The sequence below is a fragment of the Spiroplasma endosymbiont of Polydrusus pterygomalis genome, from assembly GCF_964030825.1.
In the GTDB taxonomy this organism is placed as follows: Bacteria; Bacillota_I; Bacilli_A; order Mycoplasmatales; family VBWQ01; genus Spiroplasma_E.
In genome coordinates this window covers 256969-282406 of record NZ_OZ034964.1, presented here as the reverse complement: position 1 = coordinate 282406, position 25438 = coordinate 256969, and the positions used below count along the sequence as shown (strand labels likewise).

At 25.1% G+C, this 25438-nt stretch carries 20 protein-coding genes and 7 tRNA genes; 15 read left to right on the top strand and 12 right to left on the bottom strand.

Annotated features, from left to right (window positions below; genetic code table 4):
- Positions 1–8: 8 nt before the first annotated feature.
- Positions 9–2015, bottom strand: coding sequence for a transketolase (gene tkt / locus ACQH25_RS01360; protein WP_425381486.1), 2007 nt, complete (start codon positions 2013–2015; stop codon positions 9–11).
- A gap of 308 nt (positions 2016–2323) precedes the next feature.
- On the opposite strand from tkt, the gene ACQH25_RS01355 reads away from it, so the two are divergent.
- Positions 2324–3625, top strand: a complete 1302-nt coding sequence (locus tag ACQH25_RS01355) for a hypothetical protein (protein ID WP_425381485.1) — start codon at positions 2324–2326, stop codon at positions 3623–3625.
- Positions 3626–3690: 65 nt separating this feature from the next.
- Here the strand turns inward: ACQH25_RS01355 and ACQH25_RS01350 are convergent, their stop codons facing one another.
- The 6 genes from ACQH25_RS01350 to ACQH25_RS01325 all read right to left on the bottom strand — a co-directional run bounded on the left by ACQH25_RS01350 (position 3691) and on the right by ACQH25_RS01325 (position 10973).
- Entirely contained in the window at positions 3691–4071 is a 381-nt protein-coding gene (locus tag ACQH25_RS01350; protein WP_425381484.1) for a hypothetical protein, read from the bottom strand.
- A 7-nt stretch (positions 4072–4078) separates the two neighbouring features.
- The gene (locus ACQH25_RS01345) at positions 4079–5770 is read right to left on the bottom strand and encodes a YlbF family regulator (protein ID WP_425381483.1); all 1692 of its coding nucleotides are present in this window, start codon (positions 5768–5770) and stop codon (positions 4079–4081) included.
- A 513-nt stretch (positions 5771–6283) separates the two neighbouring features.
- Positions 6284–6646, bottom strand: coding sequence for a hypothetical protein (locus tag ACQH25_RS01340; protein ID WP_425381482.1), 363 nt, complete (start codon positions 6644–6646; stop codon positions 6284–6286).
- Between the two features lie 21 nt (positions 6647–6667).
- Positions 6668–7087, bottom strand: a complete 420-nt coding sequence (locus ACQH25_RS01335; protein WP_425381481.1) for an HIT domain-containing protein — start codon at positions 7085–7087, stop codon at positions 6668–6670.
- Between the two features lie 100 nt (positions 7088–7187).
- On the bottom strand, positions 7188–8921 hold the full coding sequence (locus ACQH25_RS01330) for a hypothetical protein (protein ID WP_425381480.1): 1734 nt from the start codon (positions 8919–8921) through the stop codon (positions 7188–7190).
- 15 nt (positions 8922–8936) lie between these two features.
- Positions 8937–10973 (bottom strand): hypothetical protein, encoded by a 2037-nt coding sequence (locus ACQH25_RS01325; RefSeq protein ID WP_425381479.1) that lies wholly within the window; start codon positions 10971–10973, stop codon positions 8937–8939.
- A gap of 300 nt (positions 10974–11273) precedes the next feature.
- On the opposite strand from ACQH25_RS01325, the gene ACQH25_RS01320 reads away from it, so the two are divergent.
- The 3 genes from ACQH25_RS01320 to ACQH25_RS01310 are packed head-to-tail and all read left to right on the top strand — an operon-like array spanning position 11274 to position 13540.
- On the top strand, positions 11274–12551 hold the full coding sequence (locus ACQH25_RS01320; protein WP_425381478.1) for an aminotransferase class V-fold PLP-dependent enzyme: 1278 nt from the start codon (positions 11274–11276) through the stop codon (positions 12549–12551).
- A complete protein-coding gene (locus ACQH25_RS01315; RefSeq protein ID WP_425381477.1) occupies positions 12538–12996 on the top strand; it encodes an iron-sulfur cluster assembly scaffold protein in 459 nt (152 codons plus the stop codon). Before ACQH25_RS01320 ends, ACQH25_RS01315 begins: the two co-directional genes overlap by 14 nt.
- Positions 12971–13540, top strand: a complete 570-nt coding sequence (locus tag ACQH25_RS01310) for a 5-formyltetrahydrofolate cyclo-ligase (RefSeq protein WP_425381476.1) — start codon at positions 12971–12973, stop codon at positions 13538–13540. The genes ACQH25_RS01315 and ACQH25_RS01310 overlap by 26 nt, the downstream gene beginning before the upstream one ends.
- 904 nt (positions 13541–14444) lie before the next feature.
- Here the strand turns inward: ACQH25_RS01310 and ACQH25_RS01305 are convergent.
- On the bottom strand, positions 14445–15173 hold the full coding sequence (locus tag ACQH25_RS01305; RefSeq protein ID WP_425381475.1) for a hypothetical protein: 729 nt from the start codon (positions 15171–15173) through the stop codon (positions 14445–14447).
- A gap of 18 nt (positions 15174–15191) precedes the next feature.
- Positions 15192–17381 (bottom strand): hypothetical protein, encoded by a 2190-nt coding sequence (locus ACQH25_RS01300; RefSeq protein WP_425381474.1) that lies wholly within the window; start codon positions 17379–17381, stop codon positions 15192–15194.
- Between the two features lie 765 nt (positions 17382–18146).
- On the opposite strand from ACQH25_RS01300, the gene ACQH25_RS01295 reads away from it, so the two are divergent.
- Positions 18147–18524, top strand: a complete 378-nt coding sequence (locus ACQH25_RS01295) for a S1 RNA-binding domain-containing protein (RefSeq protein ID WP_425381473.1) — start codon at positions 18147–18149, stop codon at positions 18522–18524.
- 170 nt (positions 18525–18694) lie between these two features.
- Entirely contained in the window at positions 18695–20005 is a 1311-nt protein-coding gene (locus ACQH25_RS01290; RefSeq protein ID WP_425381472.1) for a glucose-6-phosphate isomerase, read from the top strand.
- Between the two features lie 146 nt (positions 20006–20151).
- Here the strand turns inward: ACQH25_RS01290 and ACQH25_RS01285 are convergent, their stop codons facing one another.
- Together ACQH25_RS01285 and ACQH25_RS01280 are read right to left on the bottom strand one after the other, a co-directional pair.
- Positions 20152–20778, bottom strand: a complete 627-nt coding sequence (locus tag ACQH25_RS01285) for an isochorismatase family cysteine hydrolase (RefSeq protein ID WP_425381471.1) — start codon at positions 20776–20778, stop codon at positions 20152–20154.
- Positions 20779–20787: 9 nt separating this feature from the next.
- On the bottom strand, positions 20788–21105 hold the full coding sequence (locus ACQH25_RS01280) for a hypothetical protein (RefSeq protein ID WP_425381470.1): 318 nt from the start codon (positions 21103–21105) through the stop codon (positions 20788–20790).
- 439 nt (positions 21106–21544) lie between these two features.
- On the opposite strand from ACQH25_RS01280, the gene ACQH25_RS01275 reads away from it, so the two are divergent.
- The 7 genes from ACQH25_RS01275 (at position 21545) to ACQH25_RS01245 (ending at position 22229) form a co-directional block, all read left to right on the top strand.
- Positions 21545–21620: transfer RNA gene (locus ACQH25_RS01275), tRNA-Val, on the top strand.
- 7 nt (positions 21621–21627) lie between these two features.
- Positions 21628–21704: transfer RNA gene (locus ACQH25_RS01270), tRNA-Thr, on the top strand.
- Positions 21705–21729: 25 nt separating this feature from the next.
- A tRNA-Tyr gene (locus tag ACQH25_RS01265) sits at positions 21730–21815 on the top strand.
- 9 nt (positions 21816–21824) lie between these two features.
- Positions 21825–21899, top strand: a tRNA-Gln gene (locus tag ACQH25_RS01260).
- A 17-nt stretch (positions 21900–21916) separates the two neighbouring features.
- Positions 21917–21991: transfer RNA gene (locus ACQH25_RS01255), tRNA-Lys, on the top strand.
- A 6-nt stretch (positions 21992–21997) separates the two neighbouring features.
- A tRNA-Leu gene (locus tag ACQH25_RS01250) sits at positions 21998–22085 on the top strand.
- 62 nt (positions 22086–22147) lie between these two features.
- A tRNA-Leu gene (locus ACQH25_RS01245) sits at positions 22148–22229 on the top strand.
- Positions 22230–22303: 74 nt separating this feature from the next.
- Here ACQH25_RS01245 and ACQH25_RS01240 read toward each other — a convergent pair.
- Entirely contained in the window at positions 22304–23305 is a 1002-nt protein-coding gene (locus tag ACQH25_RS01240; protein ID WP_425381469.1) for a hypothetical protein, read from the bottom strand.
- Between the two features lie 377 nt (positions 23306–23682).
- Between ACQH25_RS01240 and ACQH25_RS01235 the strand changes: the two genes are divergently transcribed.
- Positions 23683–25227: a sodium-dependent transporter gene (locus ACQH25_RS01235; RefSeq protein WP_425381468.1), complete on the top strand. Its 1545-nt coding sequence runs from the start codon at positions 23683–23685 to the stop codon at positions 25225–25227.
- A 4-nt stretch (positions 25228–25231) separates the two neighbouring features.
- The gene (locus tag ACQH25_RS01230; protein WP_425381467.1) at positions 25232–25363 is read left to right on the top strand and encodes a hypothetical protein; all 132 of its coding nucleotides are present in this window, start codon (positions 25232–25234) and stop codon (positions 25361–25363) included.
- The last annotated feature ends 75 nt before the right edge of the window (positions 25364–25438 follow it).

Genomic DNA, 25438 nt, shown 5'->3' with positions numbered 1-25438 from the left:
ATTTCTCCTTACTTACTATTTAAAAACTTATTAATTTTATCACACACTTGATTTGATGTAAAGCCATATTTTTCTAATACTACTTTATCAGGTGCTGAAGCACCAAAAGTATTTACGCCAATAATAAAACCATTACCAGCAATATATTTATATCAAGTATCAGGAAAACCCATTTCAATAACAACTTTGGTAACATTATTAGGTAATATCTTGCTTTGATATATTTTATCTTGTTTATCAAAAATAAAAGGAGAAGGCATGGAAATAACACGACCGTTAATTTTTTTATCACTTCATAACTGTTCTTGACTAGCAATTGCTAATGAAACTTCACTACCAGTAGCAATGATAATTAAATCTAAAGCTTTACTTTTATTTTCTTCACTAATAATATAAGCACCTTTTTGTAGTTGTTCAATATTACTATTTGCTAATTGTGGTAAATTTTGTCTAGTAATAATAATAGCATTAGGATGAGTTTTACTATTTAATGCCAATAAATAGGCACCAATTGTTTCTTTAGTATCAGCAGGACGGATTACATTAAAATTAGGTATTGTTCTTAACATCGCTAATTGCTCAATTGGTTCATGAGTAGGTCCATCTTCACCAACAGCAATACTATCATGACTAAAAATAAATAATGAAGGAATTGCCATTAAAGCTGCTAATCGTAATGCTGGTTTTAGATAATCACTAAACACAAGAAAAGTCGAACCAAAAGCAATTGTCCCTTGATGTAGCGTTATCCCATTAACGAGGGCACCCATAGCAAATTCTCGTACTCCATAATGAATGTGTCTTCCTGTATGATCAAGTGGTAAAAAATCTTTATCTGCCACTGCTGCTTTTGTTGAACCTGATAAATCAGCACTACCACCAATTAATGTTGGACAATGAGATGATAAAATTTTTAAAATATTACCAGAATCTATTCTCGTTGCTTGGGGATTAGTACCAATAATTGTAGTTCAATCAATTTTATTTAATTGATAGTCAGCATTAAAAATTTCATTGTTCAATGCTGATTTAATTTCAGCATATAATTTTGGATATAATTTTGCATACTTTTCAACTTTTTGCTTTCAATTTGCTTCTAATTGGCTACCTTGTTTCAATACTGCTGCAGTAAAATAATTAGTTACTGCAACTGGAACAGTAAATTCAGGATATTCTCATTTTAAATTTTTAGCAACTGTTTTAATATCATCCATTAATGGGGCACCGTGAACACTTGGTGTTCCTTGTTTACTAGCTCCATAACCGATTATTGTTTTAATTTCAATGAAAGTTGGTTTATCACTAGTTTTGGCTTTTGCAATTGCTGCTGCAATTGCTTTATCATCTTCACCAGCTACTACTTTTAAATAATTTCATTGTAATGATTCCATTCGCATTTTTAAGTTTTCTGAAGATACCAATTGCACAACTGAATCTAATTGAATATCATTTGAATCGTGCAAAACAATTAATTTCTTTAATTTAAAATGCCCAGCAAAACTTAGTGCTTCTTGGGCAATACCTTCTTGTAAATCTCCATCACCACAAATTACATATGTATAATGATCAATAATATTAAGGTCTTTTTGATTATATTTAGCACTAAGAAAACTTTCTGACAAAGCCATTCCGACACCATTAGCAAGACCTTGACCTAATGGTCCAGTAGCTGTTTCAACACCATAGTCTAAATGATATTCAGGATGACCTGGAGTATTACTACCTCATTGACGAAATTGTTTTAAATCATTAATTGTATACTGATAACCAGCATGATGTAAGATTGAATATAATAAAGCACTACCATGACCTGCTGATAAAATAAAACGATCACGATTAAATCATTTTGGATTTTCTGGATTAAAAGCTAAATGATTTTTAAATAAAGCAAATGCCATTGGTGCTGCACCTAAGACAATACCAGGATGACCACTTTTTGCAGTATTAACTGCTTGTACTCCTAACATACGAATTGAGTTAATAGTTAATTTATCTAAATTAATTTTGTTTTTCATAATTTCTCCTTAAATTGTTAATAGTTATTCTTTAATATAATATTAACAATTTTCTTAATAAAATAGATAATTTTAAAAAAATAATTAATTAATAATACTAGTTACCTTAATAAAAGCTAATACTACTTCTAAAGCAAATTAATTTTTATTTTTATAAGTAAAAATTAAAAAATAAAATAATCAATCTTTGCTAATTTCAAATAAAATGTTTATAATTAAAATAACACTTTTTATTAACTAAAGTGTAACTACAATTATTAATTTTTATTTTAAATAAAAATTTAAAATAAAAATCGAGGTATCAAATTATGAATAAACATTTAATTTTTTTGCATACAATTATTCCTTTAACATTTTTAGGAAATACAGTTAATACTTCTTTTCATAAAACTATCAATCATGAAAATACAATATTAATAAATGAGACAACTAAAAATAATGCTTCGTTCAATAATCAATTTAACTATTTAAGCACTAGTGATTGAATTACTAATCAATCAACAGTAGATCATAAATTTTACAGTTATAATACATCTGCATTAAAACATTATAGTTTTGCCAATGCAAGAAATGTATTTTTAGTCGATAATACAGGAACTTTAGTTTATAATTCTGGCGTTACTATTCCTGATAAAGATAAAGTAACTATTGCAAATACAAAGCAAGAAATGATTAAAAACAAAAAAGTAAATACTATTAACGATGATTATAATCCATATAGTAAAAGTGAATATTCTAATAAATATTTTAATGGTGACAATAATGATTGACAATATTTACAACAAGGCGATATTGAAAATCATATTGATATTTCACAACAAGTAGGTGGTAATAAAGTTGAATATAGTAATCTAAATGAAACATTAGGTTTATACTATATTGCCAAAGCAGCCCAGCAAAATAAAATTAGCCAAACAATTGCTAATAACTTAGCAATTTATTTTATTAATCAATCTAGCTTAAAAGGACAAATTAGTGATAAATTAACTACTACCATTGTTAACTTAATTATTAATAATCAAGAAATTTATAATTTTTTATATAATTCACCAATGCAACTAACTGCGAAAAATTATTCATTAAATTGAATTTTTGATAAAAATAATAATCTAATTGAGATTTATTATAATAAATGAAGTAATACTAATAATGCTCCTAATGATAAAATAAATTATTCTTTTTCCGACTGATATGCTGGTACATCAATTGCCACTGATAATTCTAATGCTTATAACATTCTTAAATGAAGTGATTATGCAAGAGATTGAAATACATTTGCTAACATGTATCCAACTTTTGCCTTTAGTAATTCATACTTTGAAGCATCAACATCAACAGGAATTAAAAGTAGTCCAACATTATCAAGTAATACTGCAAAAATTGAACAGTATAAAAATCCTGGTAATGCCAATGTCCTTTTTTTCGCATATATTAATACCAAAAATGGTGGATCATGAGGAACAGAAATAGCACTTAACTTAGATCTGTGACATGATAATAATAATATTTATTTTCAATGATATTGTTTTTTAAATTCATCATTTGGTCGTAATACATATGCTAATATCAAATTAAATAACATTAATTTTTATAACATCATGAATAATTAATAATCAAGACAAGATAATTCTTGTCTTGATTTATAACGATAAAACAATAAATTACTACAATACAACTATAACTTTGTAGGTAAATCAATTCTAAAAAATTTATCTAATTTTTCTCATCCAAGATCACGATTTGGTTCAGGAGTAACAATTCAACGAGTAAAAGCTTCAGCAAATAATTCTCAATTAGAAGATGAGGTACTTCTTCCATATAAACTTCTAACAACACCATAAGCTAAAAGTTTTTGATAGGCTTCATTAGTAATTTTTGTATCATTTGCTAATGATGAAATTAAATATTTTCTTGAATCAAAATGTTGATTTTGATTATTTAAAATTTGATTAATTAAAAAATCTAAGATATGACCATATTCATGAATCAACACTTCCATTCCATCCTTTACATTTCAAAAGTTATCAGTATCGAGAATAACTTTAGATTGACACATATTATTACTACAAGAGCCCGAAAATGCTTGTCCTGACAAATTTTTGAGGAGAATTTTCATAAAATTGTTGATCCAATTCAATTTTTTGTAACATTCTTAAAATATTATCTTTGCCATACACTTGTGCCAAAATATTATAAAAACGACACATTGCTGTTTTTAATTGATTAATCTTTGGATTTACATCTATTTGTTGATAATAATTAGTAATTGTGTTAACAAAATCATCTAAATTAATTTTACCATTAAATGAATTATGATGTTGATAAACTTGTTGTTTTAAATCTTCAAAATCTTTAAAATTATCATTATTATTTTCTATTCTTGTAAAAGCATTACTAGCTTCATTATTAGCCTTATATTTAACTTTTTCATTTAATTCATTAATAAAATTATTTACTTCTGGTAAATTTTTAAATTCATCATCACTTAAAATATCATTTTTTGCATTAATAATATCTTCATGATTTTGACAGTAATAACTAGCAACTTGCTGTTTTCTACTATGTAAATTAGGTACTAAATAATCTAAAGTTACAAAAGATGTATCAAGTTGATAGTTAAGGGTCACTGAACCAGTATAAATATGATTATTAAGCGAACTTATTACTGCTTGACTTTGACTACTATCAATTTTAATTGCTATCTCATTGACATCAATATTATATTTATTGCTAAGCATATCAGCAATTGCTGATATGCTTTTTCGCTGATCAACAACTGGCATTTGACCAATATAAACTTTACCTAAATTTCTTTGTCATATTGGTAATAATGTTGTTAAATCTTGACTATTATTTGCAATTTTAAAATACATTGTAATTAGCTTACCTTTGTATTTTGTTGAATTTGCAATTGGTTTAATACTAACCGTTGTATTTTCAATATTTATGATTTCTAGTTGTGATGTATCAATACCTTTTTTAGCAAGCTTCTCTTTAACTTGCCCAACAGTTGGTCTAGATCCATTAGTTGTAATAATTGTTCCCAAATTGTTTTGTGAACCTAACAATAGTGTTGTTAAATCTTGTCGTGAATCAACACTAAAAAACACTGTGATTGCATTACCTCTATATGCTACTGAATCAGCAATTGGGTTAATAATGGCCTTTGTACTTTCAATATTAATAATTTCTACTTGTGATGTATTAACTTGTAATTTAGCAAGTTCAGCTTTAATTTGTTCTGCTGTTGGTTTAACTGTACCATCTGTGATAAGTGTTCCTAAATTTCTTTGTCAATCTGATACTATTCATGATAAAAGTTGTCGATCATCAGAATTAAAATGAACTACAATTGGATTGCCACCATATATTGTTGAACCAACAAGTGGCTTAATAATAGCTGTTTTTAATCTAATTTTTATAACTTCTACTTGTGAGGTATCAATATTTTTTTTAATAAGATTATCTTCAATTTGTTTAACAACGAACTCATTTCCTTGATTTATAACAATATTTCCCAAGTTTCTTTGTGAATCTGGTAATATTGTTGCCAAATCTTGTTGACCATTAATAGAATTCCTTGCTATTGGTTGATTAATAGTTTTAATTGAAACTTTTCTTTTTTTCTCTTTTTCTTCTTTATTTTCTACTTCCATCTCAGAAGTACATAAAATACCAGCAGTAGCACCACTAACTAAAACGACTGAACTAGCAATACCAGCAATAATTTTTTTCTTGGTTTTTCTTTTAGCCATTAATATTTTCCTCCCATATTTTTATTTACAACAAGTTTTCATATATTTAATTTTGTTATTAATATCTTCAATTAGGATTATATTATGTTCTTATTTACTAAAATTTAAGGTAAAAATTATTTTAGGTTGCTAAAACAATTAGTAATTTTATTAACTATTATCATTAATTTTCTTACGACAATTTGGGCAATGATAAACTTTTCTTTTTTTCATCTCTTAGTCTCCTTTATCTTTTTTTAATAATGTTTAAAATTATAACATCATAAAAAAAATATTTTTTTTAATAAAATAGAATGATAATTATACCACTTATCAATTAAATTTTTTCCTAAAATTCACACTATATTATTATTTTTATTATTAATAGTAAAAATAAATTTTGAAATTTATGATAAAAAATTTAGTAATTATTTAATAAATAACTTAATATTATTTTATTTTTAATAAAATCTATAAAAAAAGTTGGAATATATATATTCCAACTTTTTAAATTATTAATAACTAATACTAAACTTATTTACTATTAAAAATTCATAATATAGAACCAAGGGCCATAATGATATGTGGTAAAGCATTAACATAAGTTCATGCTGATTTATAATCAACATCTTTACCAACAAATAAACCGATAACTATTATTAATGAAAGCAATGAAATAAATATTGCTCATAATTTTGCTCACCATCCAGGTTTAACTGAAAAAGGTATTAAAATATAGATTATACCAAATACAATTAAACCAAATCCATTTTCATTTCATCCATAGAAATTATATTTTATAACTCCTGTTGCATATAATAAACTAAAAATAATAATTCATGTTGCACCAGCTAGCATTAATATTTTAGGCAATGTTAATAACTTGACACTCTTCATTTTATCCTCCTTAACATTTTATTACATTAATTGCGATTTTAATATTTTTTTAAGATTAATAATATTATCAATTGTAACATTTTCTTTTGTTCTATTAATTAAAAAACCTTTTTCACGAATATATTTTGGTATGATATGAACATGATAATGAAATACTTCTTGGAATGCCTCGCTACCATTATTAGTTAAAATATTAAATCCTTTAATTTCAGGAATCGTTTTTATTAATAAATTAGCGATTTTATGAACTATCATTGTAACTTCACATGCTAACTTTGGTGGTGTTTCAATAAAATTAGCAAAATGTTTTTTTGGAATAACTAAAATGTGACCATTAGCTACCGGATTAATATCCATGAATGCTGCTGTATTGACATCTTCAAAAATCAAATTATTTGGATCTTTAATAATTGTACAAAAAATACATGATTTATTTGCCATATTTTTCACCTCAACTTATTTTATAAATATAACTTTTAAAATTAATCTAATATTTTAAAAACATATACTTAAGTATATGTTTTTAAAAGCTAAACTATTACTATGAATAATATTGTTTCACTTTACTTCAAAATCCCTCTTCATATATATTATTTTTTGGAATATATGTTGGAAATAAATTTTGAGCAGCAATATTAAAATTAGTAGCTGCTGGTGAATCTTTCTCATCAGGATTAGCAGAAATAGAATATAACATTTGTCAAAATATATTTCATTTTCTTTCTTGAGTAATATCACTTTGCTCTTTATCACCTTTTATATAATTAGAAAATGGTTGACCAATACTAACATTCCCGCTATTATTTCAGTCATGAATTAAATTACTAATTTCTGGAATTCATCCTTCGCTTTTACCTTTTAAAAAACTAAAATCTAAATTTTGAATAAGATTTAAAAAATAAATAGGAGTTGAATAAGTAAAAGTAGCAATATTATTATTGGTAGTATAATGTAAACCACCGTTAGTTACTCAGCGACCAATTTCTTGTTTATTATCAGTTTTATCATTTAAAAAACCATTAATACCAAAGTTAGGATCAATTTCTTTAATAGTTGCAGCACTACCAGTATTTGCTAATTGAGTAAAAAAATCAGGATTTAAACTTTGTACTCCCGAACCTTTATCTTTAACAATTGATTCTCATGTTGGAGGTTGCGAAGGACTAGCATTTCAATCTTTATCAATACTTTGCGCAGTTGCCAAATTAGTAGTAAAATTTCAAGTTATATTATAATTACTTAGTTGTGTCCCATTAGAATGAAAATTAGTACCTTGTAATTGGCTAATGTAAACATTATTTATTGGTGTTGAAATAATAGGTTTAGCTGATCCATTATTTTTAATATCGAGAATATTATCTAAAATGTAAGACATTGTAAATAAGGTTTGATTTAATTTTGGTAATATTTCATATTGGTAATATTGTTGATAACGAAAGCGTAGTCATCATTGGAAACGTTTTAAATATTTTGAATATTGAGGAATATTATTATTTGCAACTTGTTTTTGTGTATTATTAATACCAGCACTACTATTTCACTTCTTAGCATTGTTTGGCAATAAAGCAGTAAGATCAGTACTATAGTTAGCATCTGGATGTTTAGCGATATTAGCTAATTGTGCATCAAAAGCAGCATTTGCTTCATCACTACCATAATCTTGATATAAACTATCTGGAGTAAATATTTGATCAGGATTATTTTCTTTTTTAGTTCCAACATCAACTGTTTTATAAAAATCTACATTTTGATAAATAAATTTGCTTGTTCCATCTTGATGTCAACTTTGATTTTGAAATAATAATTCATTATTATCTGCTGCTGATATTTTATCCAGTGAATTAGCTGTATTAATACCACTTAAATATTTCTGAGTTAATAAATTTAAACCTAAATCATCTTTAAGTTTGATAAATGCCGCATTTACTTCACCAATTTTAATAACTTTGCCATCAGCATCTGTTGTATTCGCAGTATAATTTAACTTATTGTGAAAAAAATCATAGAATTTTTGTTGAGCAATCATTCCTTCAACATCTTGCAAAATAAAATCAAGTCCTTGGGAATAAGTATCTTTAAATTGAGCATCAATAGTTTTATTAAAATTTACACCTAGAAAACTAAACAAAACACGATTTTTATATTGATCAGGAATTTTACCATTAGGTAAATTATTCATATCACGTTCATTATCACAAGCAACTATTAATAATAGTGGACCAGATAACATCGTAAGTGAAGTTAATAATGGTAAAATTTTCTTTATCTTTGTCATTTTTACACCTCCTAACTAAGAACTAATGATACTTGGATCATATCATCATAGTGTTCGTTTTCCAATAACATCTAGATAATTAGCAATAGCAATATCCATACGAGCAACTGGGGCATCTTGTGTTAAAGCATCTCATGCTGCATTTTGCTTTATTACATTATCTTTAAAAGTTGCATTAATATTAATACCTTGTCTATTGTTTCAACGATTTTCTTTTGTTTTATCGAATCAACTTTTCATTTTTTCAGCAAAACTACTAATGTTTTTGTCAGTTGGATCAACTGGACTTGAACCAGTCATTGCTTGGATGTTTCAAGAAATTAAATTTGAATTTTCATTAAAATACAAATTATAATCTCATCAAGTGGCATCACCAATACTACCAGTACCACCCGCTCCACCAGTAAATGTCGTTAAAGCATCATTTAAATCAAAAGTAGGTTTTATATTTGGTGTATATTTTTGTAATAAAAAATCAGTTTGTAAATAATCAAGATAAGGAGAGTCAATTAATCCACCTGGACGTTCAGATAATGGTGCTAAATCGGCTCACTGGTAATTATCTTTTCTATGATTTTTAAAATCTTTAATTATATTATAAGTTGTTTTATTATTTGCTGGTTTGTCTTTTTGTTGATAGGTAATACCTGGTGTTTGAATAAAATGAATACCACCTTTGTCAATAAAAATACCAACACCAGGTCCATTATTAACTGCAGCATCAGGAAGTTGTGGTCCTTTTTTATCTTCCATATAAACTAAATCACTATACTGACTAGTACCATCTTGATTTTCTTTTTTAATATTATCACGATCAATATAAGGAATTAATTTTTCTAAACTTGTTTCAGTAAATTGTGTTAACTTATATGGCTGAATACCAGTAACATTTTTTCCAACACCTTGATAACTAGTAACATAACGATATAAATAATAATAAAAAGGACTATTATCTTGCGAAGATTTAGTAATATCCATTAGTCCTAAATCACCAGTTTTGTTAACATCAGTAGTTGCTTCACCTTTTTCTTCAGTAAATGTCTGATCAAAACCATTATTAGTAATATTGTTTAAAATTTCATTAATTTTAGTTTTATTTTGCGAAAATTGAGAATCGTTAATTTTTTCTTCTAATGGTTTAGCAGTTGAATCAAAAGGAATTACTATTTGTCGAGTTCATATTAATTCTTGATTTCTTAACATTACTTTTGCAATTTTAGATTGATTATCACTCAATAATCCATCAATGGTATTATATGAATCAATTTCATAATTACTATCATTATTATCATCAGTTGTTTTTACAACAGGAAGACTAATACTAACATTAGTTCATGTTGCAGCATTCATAACAGCATTATTTAATTTATCAAAAGTTTTAAGATCAGGATCTAAACTATTGGCATTAGCAACAATTCAAATTTTACTTGCATATTTACCTGGAACAGTAGAACCACCTAGTATACCTTTAACATAATCAAGGACACTTTCATAAATCCCAGTTGGATTATGATTACTGCGTACTTGTTGTCATAAGTCTTTTAATCAAATATTAATTTCATTTTGATTATAATATTTATAATCTTTATAGTTGCTTGTCACATAACTACGTTGAATAATACCTAACGCACTTTTTTTTAAAATATTATCAATGTAAGTATTAACATCATTATCACCTAATGCCTTTTTTCATTGCTTTTCTCATGAACGACCATATTTTGCTTGCAATGATTTTATTGTATTTTCCATTTCAGACTTAGCTGATATTAAAGCAGCAAGATAATCTTCCTTAAATTCGGGAGAGTTTTTTAAAATTGAAAGATTAATATATTGATTAATATCAGTATATAACGTGTTACCTCAACCACTATTAGGATTATTTAACAAATAATTAAAAAAGGTATCAGTAGTAGTATTTGTATCTTTAAAAGCACTACTTCAATCAAAAACATTGGTTGTACCTCTCTCATTTGAGTTATTACAAGCAATAACAGACATAGTTGATGTTGATGATAACGTGAAAGCTGCAATTAAAGCAAGTATATTGCGCACTTTATTCACTCCTTTTAATTTATAGCAAAAAAGAATTTGTATTTTATTTTACTAGAATATCTTAACATAAAATTTATATTTAATGGACAAAATTTTCCAATTAATTTAAAATGAAATAAACAATTTTAAGTTAATATCACTTCAAAAAATATAAAATATTAATTTTTTAATTATTACTAGTACATAATATTTAATAATATTTATTATCATTTTTTATTTTTAAGAAAACTAGCACAAATTTAAGTGTATAATCTATTAGTATAAGTATAATATATTTTGAAAAAATATATAGGAGTAACCATGAACAAAAAAAATACTAATAATAATTTTAAAACTGATTTTCCTTTTTTTAAAAACAACCCTGATTTAGTTTATTTAGATACAGCAGCTTCTTCATTAAAACCACAAGTAGTTATTGATGCTATTAAAGAATATTATGAACAATATTGTATTAATCCCCATAGTCAAGATTATCAACTTGCTATTAAAGGTAATGATATTTTTGAAGATACTAGAAAAATAATTAGTAAATTTATTAATAGTAACGAAAATGAAATAGTTTTCTGTCCCTCAGCAACTTTTGCTTTTAATCAAATTGCTTACGGTTTAGAAAAATATTTACAAGAAAATGATGAAATTTTATTAACTAATTTAGAACATAGTTCATTGCTATTACCATTTTATCGTTTAATCAAAACTAAAAAAATTAAAATAAAATTTTTTGAAACAAATAATCAAGGAGTTATTACTATTGAAAACTTAAAAAAAGTTCTAACGCCAAAAACTAGAATTGTTGCTTTTGCTAATATTAATAACTCGTTAGCAATTGAAAATAATACTGAAAAATTAACTAATTTTATCAAAGATTATGGTCAAAAATATCTGAAAAATAATGATTGAGTATTCAAAAATATTTTAGTTATTATTGATGGGACCCAATCAATAGCGCATACCAAAACTGATGTTAAAAAATGAAATATTGATTTTTTTGCTTTTTCAGGTCATAAAGTTTTTGGACCAACTGGCATTGGTGTCTTTTGGGGAAAAAATGAATGACTAAACATCCTAGAACCATTAATATTAGGTGGTGGCATGAATGATTGCATTGAAACAAATGGTAGATTTAGTTTATTAGCTAGTCCTACTCGCTTTGAAGGAGGAACGCAAAATATTGCTGGTGTCTTTGGTTTAGGAGCAGCTATTAAATATTTATTAAGTATTGGTATGGAAAATATTAAAAATCATCAGATTTCTTTAAAGAAATATGCACTGCAACAACTAACAAAGCATTTAAGTAATAACATTGAAATTTATAGTGATAACATTAATAGTAGTAATATAATATTTAATATTAAAAACGTGTTTGCCCAAGATGTTGCCAATTTTTTAGGAACACAAAACATCTGCGTACGAAGTGGCACCTATTGTGCTAAATTATTAAGTAATACACTTAATACTAGTGCTACTATTCGTGTTAGTTTATATATATACAATTGCAAAAAAGATATTGATTTGTTAGTAACAGCTTTGAAAAAAGGAATTAATGAAGGAGGCGACTTTTTAAATGAATTCTTTTAACAATAATCAAGATTACTATCGCAAACTAATTGTTGAGCACTATAGTAAACCAAAGAATAAAGGTTTTAAAAATCTACCAAATAGTTTAACATATCACCAAACTAGTGAATCATGTGTTGATAATTTTCATATTGAAATTTTTATTAAAAATAATATTATTACTAGTGCTCGATTTACAGGGGTTGGTTGTGCAATTTCAACTGCAGCAATTGATCTATTTTGTATTTTAATTGAAAGTAAGACAATACCACAAGTAAAAGAAATTATTAATAACTATCAAGCAATGTTGGCAGAAAAGGAATTTAATGATAAGATAATTGAAAATATGATTGCTTTTAAAAATGTGCCAAGACAACGCAATCGGATTAAATGTGCTCTGATTGGAATCAATGGCATTAATAAATTAATTGGGAGTGACTATGAAAAATACAGAAATGGAGACTAAAAATAAAAAAAATTTAAGAAAAATCTATTTAAAAACATTAAAAAATGTTTCTAAAAGTACTTACCAAAAATGAAGTAAAATTATTAGTCAAAAATTTAATGACTCACATTATTTTAAACAAAATAATGTATTTGCTGTTTATCATGCTTTGCCATATGAAGTAGCAACAAAAGAAATTATTGAAGTATTATGAAAAAATTTAAAACGAGTATGTTTACCAAGAATCAATAACGAACACTTAGAATTTTACTTTATTAATAGTTGAAATGATATTGTTTTCGATAATGAATTTGCAATTGGACAACCAAATTTAAATTGTCAAAAAGCTAATGGTAGTGAAATTGACTGTATGTTAGTACCTTTGATTGCTTTTGATAAAGATTATTATCGTATTGGTTATGGTAAAGGATTTTATGATCGTTATTTAAATGAAAACAAGTTTAATTTTAATAAACTAGGTCTTGCTTTTGCTATGCAAAAAATTCCCTATATCATTGATCATGATAGTTGAGATGTACCATTAGATTATATTTTTACTAATTAATTATATACACTATTATTGATATCTTAATTTGCTATGCGTTATAAACTTAAAACATTATTTCTCTTTCGGCAATTATATCTTGGTAAGTGACATTTAAAACAAAATTAAATTTAGTCAAAGTAATTTCATAAAAATATCATAATTTTGTATCTGAGTTATTTACATAATAATGTTTTATTTAAATAGTAAACTTTTTCAATACTTTTTTAGTTTTAAATACTTTATATTGATAAAATATCTTACTTTTAAATCAGTTTTAAAAATAAAAAATTATAACCAGCATAGGTGACAACTCCTTTATTTTTAATATTTTCTTACATGTAAGAAAAATTGAAATTATTCTGCTCGCAAATGAAAAAAATCTATTGGTCGAAACCTAAATTCAAAATGTATGCTTTATAATTGAATTTAAAAAATCTATTTTCTTATTCATATTTTTAATTTAACTTTATCAAAAATATCTTATAAAAAATTATTGTATATTTATTTTTTCAAAAGTAAACTTTAAGTGAGATTTAATTGAAAATAACTTTTAAAGTTTATTACTAATTTAGGATAAACTAAGGTTCATTAAAATTAAAACATTAATAGGATTATTAGTATCTGTTATTAATTTTTAATTTATAACATAAAATATTAGACAATAAAAAATTTTAACTAAAAAGATATTTTCAATAAATCTTATTAATAATTTTCCAAATTAAACTTATTTATTATACTATATAATAATTTGTTCAAAAAAAGCTTTATAAGGCTTTTTTATTTAAACCATATAAATTTTTAAAGCATTTGCATATGAGCAAATTAGGTAGCTTCTTATTGATTTTAAAATAGAAAAATTATTGCATAACTTATTCAACTTAAAAAGCACTCATTTAAGAGTGTTTTAAAATATTTTATGTTTTTATATTGTTGGTATATTTGTACTAGAAAAATTTGCTAAAGATTGATTTTGATAATTTATAGAATTTATTGTATTAATATCTAAATTAGGTATAGTAGTATTTATTGTTGAATATGCAAATTTTGCTAGATTAGGTACATGATTATTTTTTTCTAGTTCATCATTATATAATCTAATTCCATTACCAATACCCATAAATAAAGAACCACCATCATTTGCATATCCATTAGATATAACTTGTAAAAAATAATTATTATTTTCTCAGTATCAAGTTAAGCCCAAAGATTGACTTCACTCAAGTCAAGCATTATTTCATCATTTTGTTGTCTTGGGTTGTAATAAAATCGTAGTATAATCAGAAATTTTATCTTTATTTGTTTCATTAAACTTATAATTTTTAATTACTTCATGAAGACTTTTATTGTTAAAATCATTAATTTTTTTCTCACTATAATAAGGTACATTACCTCAGCTTACTCTTGATAATTTAAAATTTTCATCATTACCTAAAAATTCAATTTTATTATACTCAATTGGATTATTTCTTCCTAAATTAAAAGTTTTAATAATTTTATTACCAGTATGATTATAATATCAATCATGTGTATATGTAAAATCATGTTTTTTGTCAGTATCATTATAATATAAAATTAATTCTTTTTCTTTTTGAAAATTTCTATTTAAATTAACATCAATATCATCATTGTATAATCTAATTCCATTTCCCATTTTTATTCAGCAATCAAGCTATGCATATGAAGCTCATCAATTGCAATATTGTAATCCCAATACTTTTATATAATAGTTTTCATTTTTTCAATATCAAGTTAAACCAAATGTTTGCTTAACTAAAATATGAGCGCTTAGACATCAATCTTCGAACGATTGTAAATATTGTTTTTTGTTATTTGAGACCTTATCTTTTGTATTTTCAATAATATCATGAAATTTATTATTTCTATCGCCTCTATATTTCATAAAATAACTAAGATCACAAGTATTTTCTGGTTTATGATGTTCTGGTTTACCATCATAAATTCAAGAACCTCATTGTACTTTAACACCTCAATCATCACCAGCTACATCACCTAAAAATTCTAATTTTTCATAATTATCAATGGGATTAATTTTTTTTAAATTTAAAATTTTGTTCTCATAATTATTTTGTATACTAAAATCAGGTTTTAAATTCATGTTTCAATTATTATTATGATTATAATCATAATATAGCTTTATTTCTTTTTCTAAATTAGAACTTTCAGCATTTCATAATCTTTGTCCAATCAAATTACCATCATTTATAAATTTTGTATTTAAAAAATAAATTTCATTAGTATTTGTTGTAACATAAAAATTATCAAGTCCAAATTTTGTTATAGTTGTTACTTCATTATCAATATTTTCACCTTTAATAACAGCTCCAACAAAATGAACTAAATATAATCCCTTTGTAGTTCCAACAAAAATATCTTCTTTTTTTAAATTATTATTTTTCAAATCTTTATCTAAAATTGATAGTATTGTAATTTCTCCTTGAATTTTATCAATTTGTGGTTTTAAAGCACAAAACTTTTCTTTTCAAAAAATATTTGTTAAACTTCGTTTTAGTTTTTTACAATTTCAACTCCGTAAAGCAAAAGTACCTAATAAAATTCTAACATTACTATTTCCTAATATATTTGCAACTACATTTCTTGGTAAATTCACAATATTTGTTAATAATTGTCGTAAGTATTCTCTACTGTGTGGTCTTAAATATCTATTTACATTAATTGCTGATCTACTATTAAATGGATTTGAAATTCAATCTCTTGCAAGAGATTGAATGATAGATTCATCAGCTCAAGTAGTTAATAAATTATAATAAATATTATTGTTATTGCGTTCTAATATAATACTGCTATTATTATTGATTAATTTTTGAAAAATGTTAGCAGAAATTGATCAAAATCTTAATGCTTCTGCAGTTACAAAAATAACTTGCCCTAAAGATTGAGCTAGTTCCCCTAAAGGTTGCTCTTGACCAATACTTATATTATTAGTTAATCTTAAAAAAGAATTATAAACACTTTGTCAATTAATTTCATTATTATTTGTTGGTAAAAGATCTCTATAATCAGGACTAATATTAGTTAAAGTAATAGAGTTTACTCTTTCAATCTCTGTTAAAAGAGGAACTGAACCATCTCTAACAGCTATAGGTTGCATGTTCATATTAATATTTCTAAAATCAAAATGATAATATTCATAAGTTTCTCCTAGATGAGGAATATATCTAGGAATTATAAATCCTTGAAGATATAAATTATCTGTTCTAAAAACTAATTCTAAATTTCTAGAAAAACTTTGTTGAGTCTCTGCATCAATTCCTCTAATTTCAATTGGAAGTCGAAAATAACCATAATTTTCAGTATTTAAAGTAAAAATACTATTCTCTTCATCAAGATGAAACGGAGGATTAAACAATGAATTTAAGTCAATAGTTTGTCTTAAAATATTATTTCTAATTAATGATTGAATAATATCATGAAAACTATTTCTGTATTGTTGACGATTATTTAAATCAATAATTAATGTTTGATTTAATTTTAAAATTGTTTTACTTCTTGTTGGTTTTAATGTAGATTGTCTTTTATGTTTATTTTTATTTCTACCTTTTTCATGATGATGTTTATTATTAATTATTTCTAGTTTTGTTTGATAAAAGGGGTTAATATTTTGATTTATTTCATTTAAATTATATGGTTGATAATTAATATTTGAATTTATATAACTCATTTCTTGGTTTATTGATTGTAAATTAGTATTGTTACTAACTCAATCTTTAATCTTTTTATTATCAATTGACTTAGCATTAATACCTTGAGTTTTATCATTAAATAATGGTGCAGATAATACTCATAATTTAAATCAATACCTTGGACTAAAATATTTCATTTAAATACCTTTCAGTTTGAAATATAAAAAATCCATTATTTTAAAAATAAAATAATGGATTAAAAATTTTGTAAATTTTTATTTATTATTTTTCTAAACTCTTTAACTCTTTTTATCTGCTTACATTTTACTTTCTTCTAAATTAAAATACAATAAAAATAAAATTATATGCTATCTAATATTTGAGTTTTGAAAACTAGTAACTTTCAATTGAAATGATAACAATGAAATGTTATGTATTTGTATTTAGATTTAATTTAACATAGTTCATATCTTACAAATGAGATGGTAAGATATGGTTTTTTGTTTTTTCACAATATAATTACCTAATATTATAAACATATATTTATATTCATTATATATTCATTTTTACGAATTTTTGAAAAAGGCACATTAAAAATTATCAAAGCAAGTTTTATTGAAGAGTTACTTCAAAAAGCAGGATCATTACCAGCAGCTTAAACTAAAAATTCTTTCTAATTTTTTTTATAACTTAAATCTATAGTTTAAATTATCATTTTAAACTTATATCAACAAAATAATACTGTCATACAAAATATACTTATTTTTAAAAAAAATAAGCAAATTAATAACAAACTTAGTATTTTAATAATTTCTGAAATTAAAGAACAATAAAAATATATCACTTTAATGTGTAGAAATTCATGAAATTAATATTATTAATTTTAACTTCAAGATTAAATATAATGTTATAATGTTCTTATGTATTATTAAATTATACAAAGAAAGAGGAATTAACTTATTATGAGTACAATTATTAAAAATGAAGAAAATGAATCTAGTATTCAACAATTACAGGTTGGTGATGTTATTATGGTAACTCCAACTGGAATAAAGGAATTTGGAGTTTTTTGTAAGTGTCCAAATGGATTTTCTGGTTTAATTCACATTAGTCGTATTACTCCTAAATTTGTTAAAAATGTTAATGATTATTTTACAATTGGTACACCAGTTAAAGCAGAAATAACAGGTATTGATCATACTAAACAACAATTAAGTTTAAGTACAAAAGAACAAGGATTAGTTGCAAAAAATCAATCTTCAATTGAAGAAAATGGGAAAGGATTTGCACCAATAAGAGAAACTGTTGATAATTGATTCAAAAAAGAAGAAAATAATTAAAAACCTATTTTGTTTTAAAAATAAAAAATATTGTTATTAAATAGCAATATTTTTTTGTTTTTTCTTGCAATATTAGATTTTTATAACTATATTTTTATTATAAGTATTAAATAGTACTTATTATAAGTTAGTATTTTAGTCTAAAATAATAAAAAGGTGGTTATAAAATAATGATAAAAACTAATTTAAATTTTACAAATTTAAATGTAAAAGAATTATCAACGTTATATCAAAAAAAAGTGACAGATATTAATAATGAATTAGAAGCTAATGCCAAAAATGAAGATGGTTGATTAGGATGAATTAACTTTCCCTTTGCATACGAAGAAGATATTATTTTCCAAGATTCTTGAAAAAGAATGAAAGCACTAGCATTAAAACTACAAAAAGAAATTCAAGTCTTAGTAGTAGTTGGGATTGGTGGTTCATATTTAGGAGCGCGAGCAGCAATTGATATGATTCAAGGTTTATTTAATAGTACAGCGCCTGTTAAAATAATTTATATGGGTAATACTATGAGTTCCACTTATGTCCGACAAGTTTTATCATATTTAAAAGATAAAGAATTTGCTATTAATGTTATTTCTAAATCAGGAACTACTACTGAACCAGCAATTGCTTTTCGTTTATTAAAAGAACTACTAGTTAAACAAAAGCAAAACAAAACTGTTGTTAATAGTAGAATTATTGCAACAACTGATAAAACAAGAGGTGTTCTTCATGATCTAGCAATTGAAGAAGAATATGAAAGTTTTATCATTCCTGATAATATTGGTGGTCGATATTCTGTCCTAACTCCTGTTGGCATTTTCCCAATGATGGTAGCCGGTATTAATTGTGAAGAAATCATTGCTGGAGCGCAACTAGCTGCTAAAGCATGTAAGAGTGACAAAATTGATATTAATCAGGCATACTTATATGCAGTTACTCGCTATCACTTATATAAAACTAATAATAAAGCAGTTGAAATTTTAGTAAGTTATGAACTACAAATGCAAATGTTTTGTGAATGATGAAAACAATTATTTGGTGAATCAGAAGGTAAAGATGGTAAAGGTTTATTACCAACAAGTGTTATTTTTTCAACTGATTTACATTCAATGGGACAATTTATCCAAGAAGGTTCAAAAATGTTTTTTGAAACAGTAATCAAAGTTAAAAGACCTAATGAAGATATTAACATTCCAATTGATAAAAAAAATAACGATCAATTAAACTATTTAACAAAATATTCTTTACATGATATTAATAATATTGCTTTACAAGGAACTATTGAAGCTCATAGTGATGAAATAGTTGGAAAAACACCAAATATTTTATTAGAGTGAGATACTATGGATAGCAAAATGTTTGGATATGCTAGTTACTTTTTTATGAAAGCTTGTGCTGTTAGCGCCAAATTATTAGGTGTTGATCCATTTAATCAACCTGGCGTTGAAGTATATAAAAAGAAAATGTTTACATTATTAGGTAAAAAATAATTATCTACGCTATTGAAAAATAAAATCATAAAAAACCATTCTAAAAAGAATGGTTTTATTTATTAAAATTATTAATTTTAATAATTTCCTTAATTACTGAGTTTAAAATTCTTAATATTCACTTTTAAATGCTATTATTACTATCATTAAACAATATCTTTAACAACGGTAATACCATTTTTAATCATTGAATATCATGCATATTGATTTAAAATAGTAGCTGAATGTTCCTTTTCATCATAAGTATTTGTCATTGACATTGGTACAATAACATTTACTTCCTTATTATGTTGATTAAATCAAGTCTTACAACTAACAGCAAACTGATAAACACAAATATCAGTGCAGCAACCAACAATAATAATATTGTCTCATTGCAAATTTGGTTTAAAATCAAAAGCAAAAAAACCATTAGTACTATTTTTTTTTATAATTTTAATGTTATTAGATTGTAACTCTGCTACTAATTGTGATTCACTAGTATTTTCTAAACAATGACTAGGAAAAGTATGGAATTCAGGACTATGCTCATTATGAGCATCATTAAAAGCAATAACTTTAGTTTCATTAGTATTTACTTTTGCTAATAATCCCTTAATTGGTTTAATTAGTGATTTTATATTAGATGAAAATAAATTTCCATACTTAGCAAAACCATTAACCATATCAACAATAAATATAATATTATGACCCTTTAAATTTTTAAAATTTAAATTAATTGTGTTATCTAAAGTTTTATTTATTGTTTTGATAAATGTATTATTTCCTTTCATTATTCACCTCTATTTTTTAAAAATTAATCGTTTAATAACAAATCATATTATACTACAACCAGAACAAATGGGCATTAAGAAAATAGTAAAAATAATTCCTATTTTTAGAAAGAAAATATTTACTGTCATACCATAATTACTTTGATAAACTAAACTATTAATAACACCATTTCAATAAATAAAATTAAAACCATTAAAACTATTATCAATTTTAATCGTTGATAGCATAATTAATCCTAATAGTAAAAAAATAAATCCAAAAAAAAATAAAATAGTAATTATTTTTTCATCAAGCGGCAATTTTTTTCATCAACTTTTAGTTACCATTATTATCACCTATTTTCTTAATTATATCATTGTTATATTATCACGATAAATTAAATAAAAAATTAATAATTTTAAAACTACATTAATGATGATAGTATTTGAGTTTAGAACGAATATGTTTTTTATATTTTTTTATAAGTTATAAATTTAATATAATTGAATTTACTTTCTCTATTTTAAAAAGCATGCATTAAAATTAACTACAATAGATATTTTTTTGCTAAGAAATAACATTTATTAAAAAATAAATAAATATTAGCATAAAAAATGCTATTAATAAAAATAAAACTTAACAATAAAATGCTTATTATTTATTTTTATATTTAAAAAATAAATAATTTTACAATTATCTTTAAAAAATAATTGTAAATGCAAAAAATATCAATTATAATAATTAAGGTTTTTTAAGAATAAATAATTCTAATAAACAATAAATTAAGGAGTATTAGCTCAGCTGGGAGAGCAATTGCCTTACAAGCAATAGGTCGGCGGTTCAAGTCCGTCATACTCCACCATTTACCTGCTGATGTGGCTCAATCCGGCAGAGCAACGGTTTTGTAAACCGTAGGTTGCAGGTTCGATTCCTGTCATCAGCACCATTATTATTTTTTTAAACCAATTAATGGAGGGGTAGCAAAGTGGCCAACTGCACCTGGCTGTAAACCAGATCTCTCTCGAGTTCGGGGGTTCGACTCCCTCCCCCTCCACCATTATCTTATTGGGGTGTAGCCAAGCGGTAAGGCAACGGCCTTTGACGCCGTCATGCGTTGGTTCAAATCCAACCACCTCAGCCATATATATTTATTAATTTGTCCTCGTAGCTCAGCGGTAGAGCACTCGGCTTTTAACCGAGGTGTCGCAAGTTCGATCCTTGCCGGGGACACCATTTGATGCCCAGGTGGTGAAATGGTAGACACGTCGGGCTTAAGATCCGATGACTTTTACAGGTTGTGCGAGTTCGAGTCTCGCTCTGGGCACCATTTTATATATTTATTAATGACGAGGAACTACTCCTCATTTTTTATAAGTAAGTAATTGAATTGCCCAGATGGCGAAATGGCAGACGCAGTAGACTCAAAATCTACCGAGAAATCATGCGGGTTCGAGTCCCGCTCTGGGCACCATTCATTAATTAATAATAATTAGTATAAAAAGGTATTCTTAAAAGAATACCTTTTTATTATTTTATAATTTTTGTTTAAAATGAATGTCTAAGTGATATAGGTGCTCTAAATAATTGTTGATTATGTCAACATTCTTCTTCATGATTAACATCTTCTATTTCTTCATCATTAAATGGTTTACTATCAGGATGATTGTCAGTTGCTGAAGTTGATGCTAAGTATTGTTCATCACCATTAATATCTTCTTCACTAGAAGTTAAAGATGATGTTGATGATGAAGCAGAAATTATAATATAGTTATAGTTAGCAGCACCATTTTCTAAATCAAGCTCATCAGTTGTTGTATTTACACATCAATTTTTCCATTCATTTACAGTTTTTATAGATAAACCAAAAGCATCTACTGCTAAACCACCTATTGTTAAATAAAAAGCTGTTGATTCTTTATCAAAAAATGACTTATCATCATCGTTATTAGGATTACTTAGTTTATTATAAGCAAAAAAGCTAACACCAGTAATAGTACTAGCAATTGTAACTAGTGGCAATGAACTTGTTGCTATATTAACTATTTTCTGGCATAAAGTTGGTTGCTGATTTGCTGTATTTTCTTCATCATTATCTGATAAACAACAATCTTTAATCATTTGGGATGTTACGATAATAGTATTTAACCCTGAAGCTGCTGCTGCTGTAATAAAAGCATCTCTGACCGGCATTACCTCTGGTGATCAATTAATTAAAGGGATAGCAGTTGATAAAGATATTGTTGTTGCTAATGAACTTACCACTGCTGAGACAGCATTAACAATTTTATTATTTTTATTTTGATATCGTAATATTAAATTAGTAAGAGCAATTTTTGAATTAATTCCTCCATCAATTATAAAACATAATGCTGGTGCTAAAGGTAATAATCCAACTTTATTTAATAAATAATTACCAGTAGTTACCATTGAATTACCAGCGACGAATAATCCATCGCTTAGATAAGATACTATTTTACTTTTATTATCAGTACTATTTGTTAATATTTGTTCTGAAGAAGAACGACTTATTAATGGTGATGAATTCATACAGTTTCATCCTTTCTAAAATAGTTTAAAAAAGTAATAAAATTAATGCAAAAAAAGCCCATTTTAAGAATTACAATCCTTAATATGAGCTTAACTCCACTCTAGACTTATTACTGTTTGTATTATAACGCTATATTAAATAAATAAAAGTAATATCTATATCAAATCAATATTGATATTGCAAAATTTACAAATACTATTGATATTTTTTTATTTCTCTATTGTATTATTTATTAATAAAATAAAAGATAATAAATTATTTTTCACCAAAAAATATTATTAATTAAAACAATAGAAAAATTTTATTTACTCAAATTAGTTTTAATAAGATATTTTTTTTGTATAATTAAGAGTTATAAAGGAGGACATTATTAATTATGAAAAAACAACGTTTAAATATTTCAAAATTAGGCTTTTTATTATCAGTAACGGGAGCAGCAGTAGGATTGGGTGGTATTTGAGGATTTCCAACTCAAATGTATAAACATCATGGTAGCTTCCTAATTCCTTTTTTAATATGTATGATCATTTGTGCAATTCCTGTACTATTTATTGAGATGATAATTGGTAACAAATATCGTAAAAATCATATTGAATTTTTTAGTGAAATTGGAGGCAAAAAGGGTGCTTTTTTTTCCTGATTACATTCAACCACCGTTATTCTACTAAGTACTTATTATAGTGTTTTAGTAAGTTGAACGCTAATCAATATTATTATTAGCTTTACATCTAATTTAAATAATGGTTCTTATTTTTATCAAGAAATTTTGCATCAAACAAATAACCAAGATATTGGTAGTTTACATAGCTTAGGTAGCTTAAATTGAATGGTACTGCTAGCAACAATTGGTACATGAATTATTTTAGGTATTATTTTACTAGGTGGTGTTGGAAAAGGGATTGATATTGCAAATAAAATTATGATTCCTTTTTTATTTTTAATGATTATTATTTTAGCAATTTATACTAGCACTTTATCAGGTGCTAAATTTGGATTAAATGTCATGTTTGATTTAGATGTTAAACAATTATTAAATCCTGGATTATGAAAAGATGCTTTTGGGCAATCATTCTTTATGTTATCAACATGTACTGGCACTATCTATATCTATGCAGCTCATGCTCCTGAAAAACAAGATAGTACTAACCAAGCTTTTGTTGTCGCATTTGGTACTAGTGTTATTGGCATATTAACAGCAATCATTGTTTTTAGTTCAATGGGGGCTATTGCACAAGATCAAGGTAAAACTAACATTACAGATGTCTTTCAAGAAGGTCCTGCTTTAATTTTTCAAGTAATACCTCAACTCTTTGGCATTATTAATAATCAAGTTCCCATCTTAGGAAATGTCTTGGCAGTATTATTTTTTGTCACACTTTTCTTTGCTGGTATGACTTCGTTAATTGGTCAAGTTGAATCAATGGTAAATGGTTTAGAGTATGAAATTCATTTAAAACGAAAAACAGCACTTGCTTTATCATTAATAGGAGCAATGGTAGTATCAGTGTTATTTACTTTTGATAATTCACCAGCATTATTTAATGGATTAGCAATCTGAGTTGCCCAAATTTGATTATTAATAATTGGGTTTATTTTATTAATTGCGATTGGACCTTATGGTTGAAAATTATATGATACATTAAAGTTATATAATAATGAAAATTCATGAATGAAATGAAATCAAGGGTATAAAATAGTAATTTTAATTATTGCTCCAATTTTAATTTTAATTAATATTGGTACTGGCATCTATGATTTTATTATTAACGCTATCAATGCTACTTTTATCTATGTTACTATTGGATTAACGCTTGGTATCGGTTTAGTTTTAATATTAACATTTATCTTAACTTATCATAAAAATATTCATAATGGTTTTAATAAACTATTTAAAATAAAAACAAAAAGTGAAAGAGGTTAAAAATATGAATGTTGGAGCGATTATTTTAATGGTAATTTCTTTAGTTAGTATTATTGGTTTCTTTATTTTCTTTGTAATAATGGACTTTAAAAGTCATAATAAAAAACAAAAAAAAGCAAAAAGAGAAGAATCATAACTTCTAACTAACTACAACTTTTATTAAAATTAATTTATTTTACAAAGTATTTTAGTATACTTATATTAAAATAGT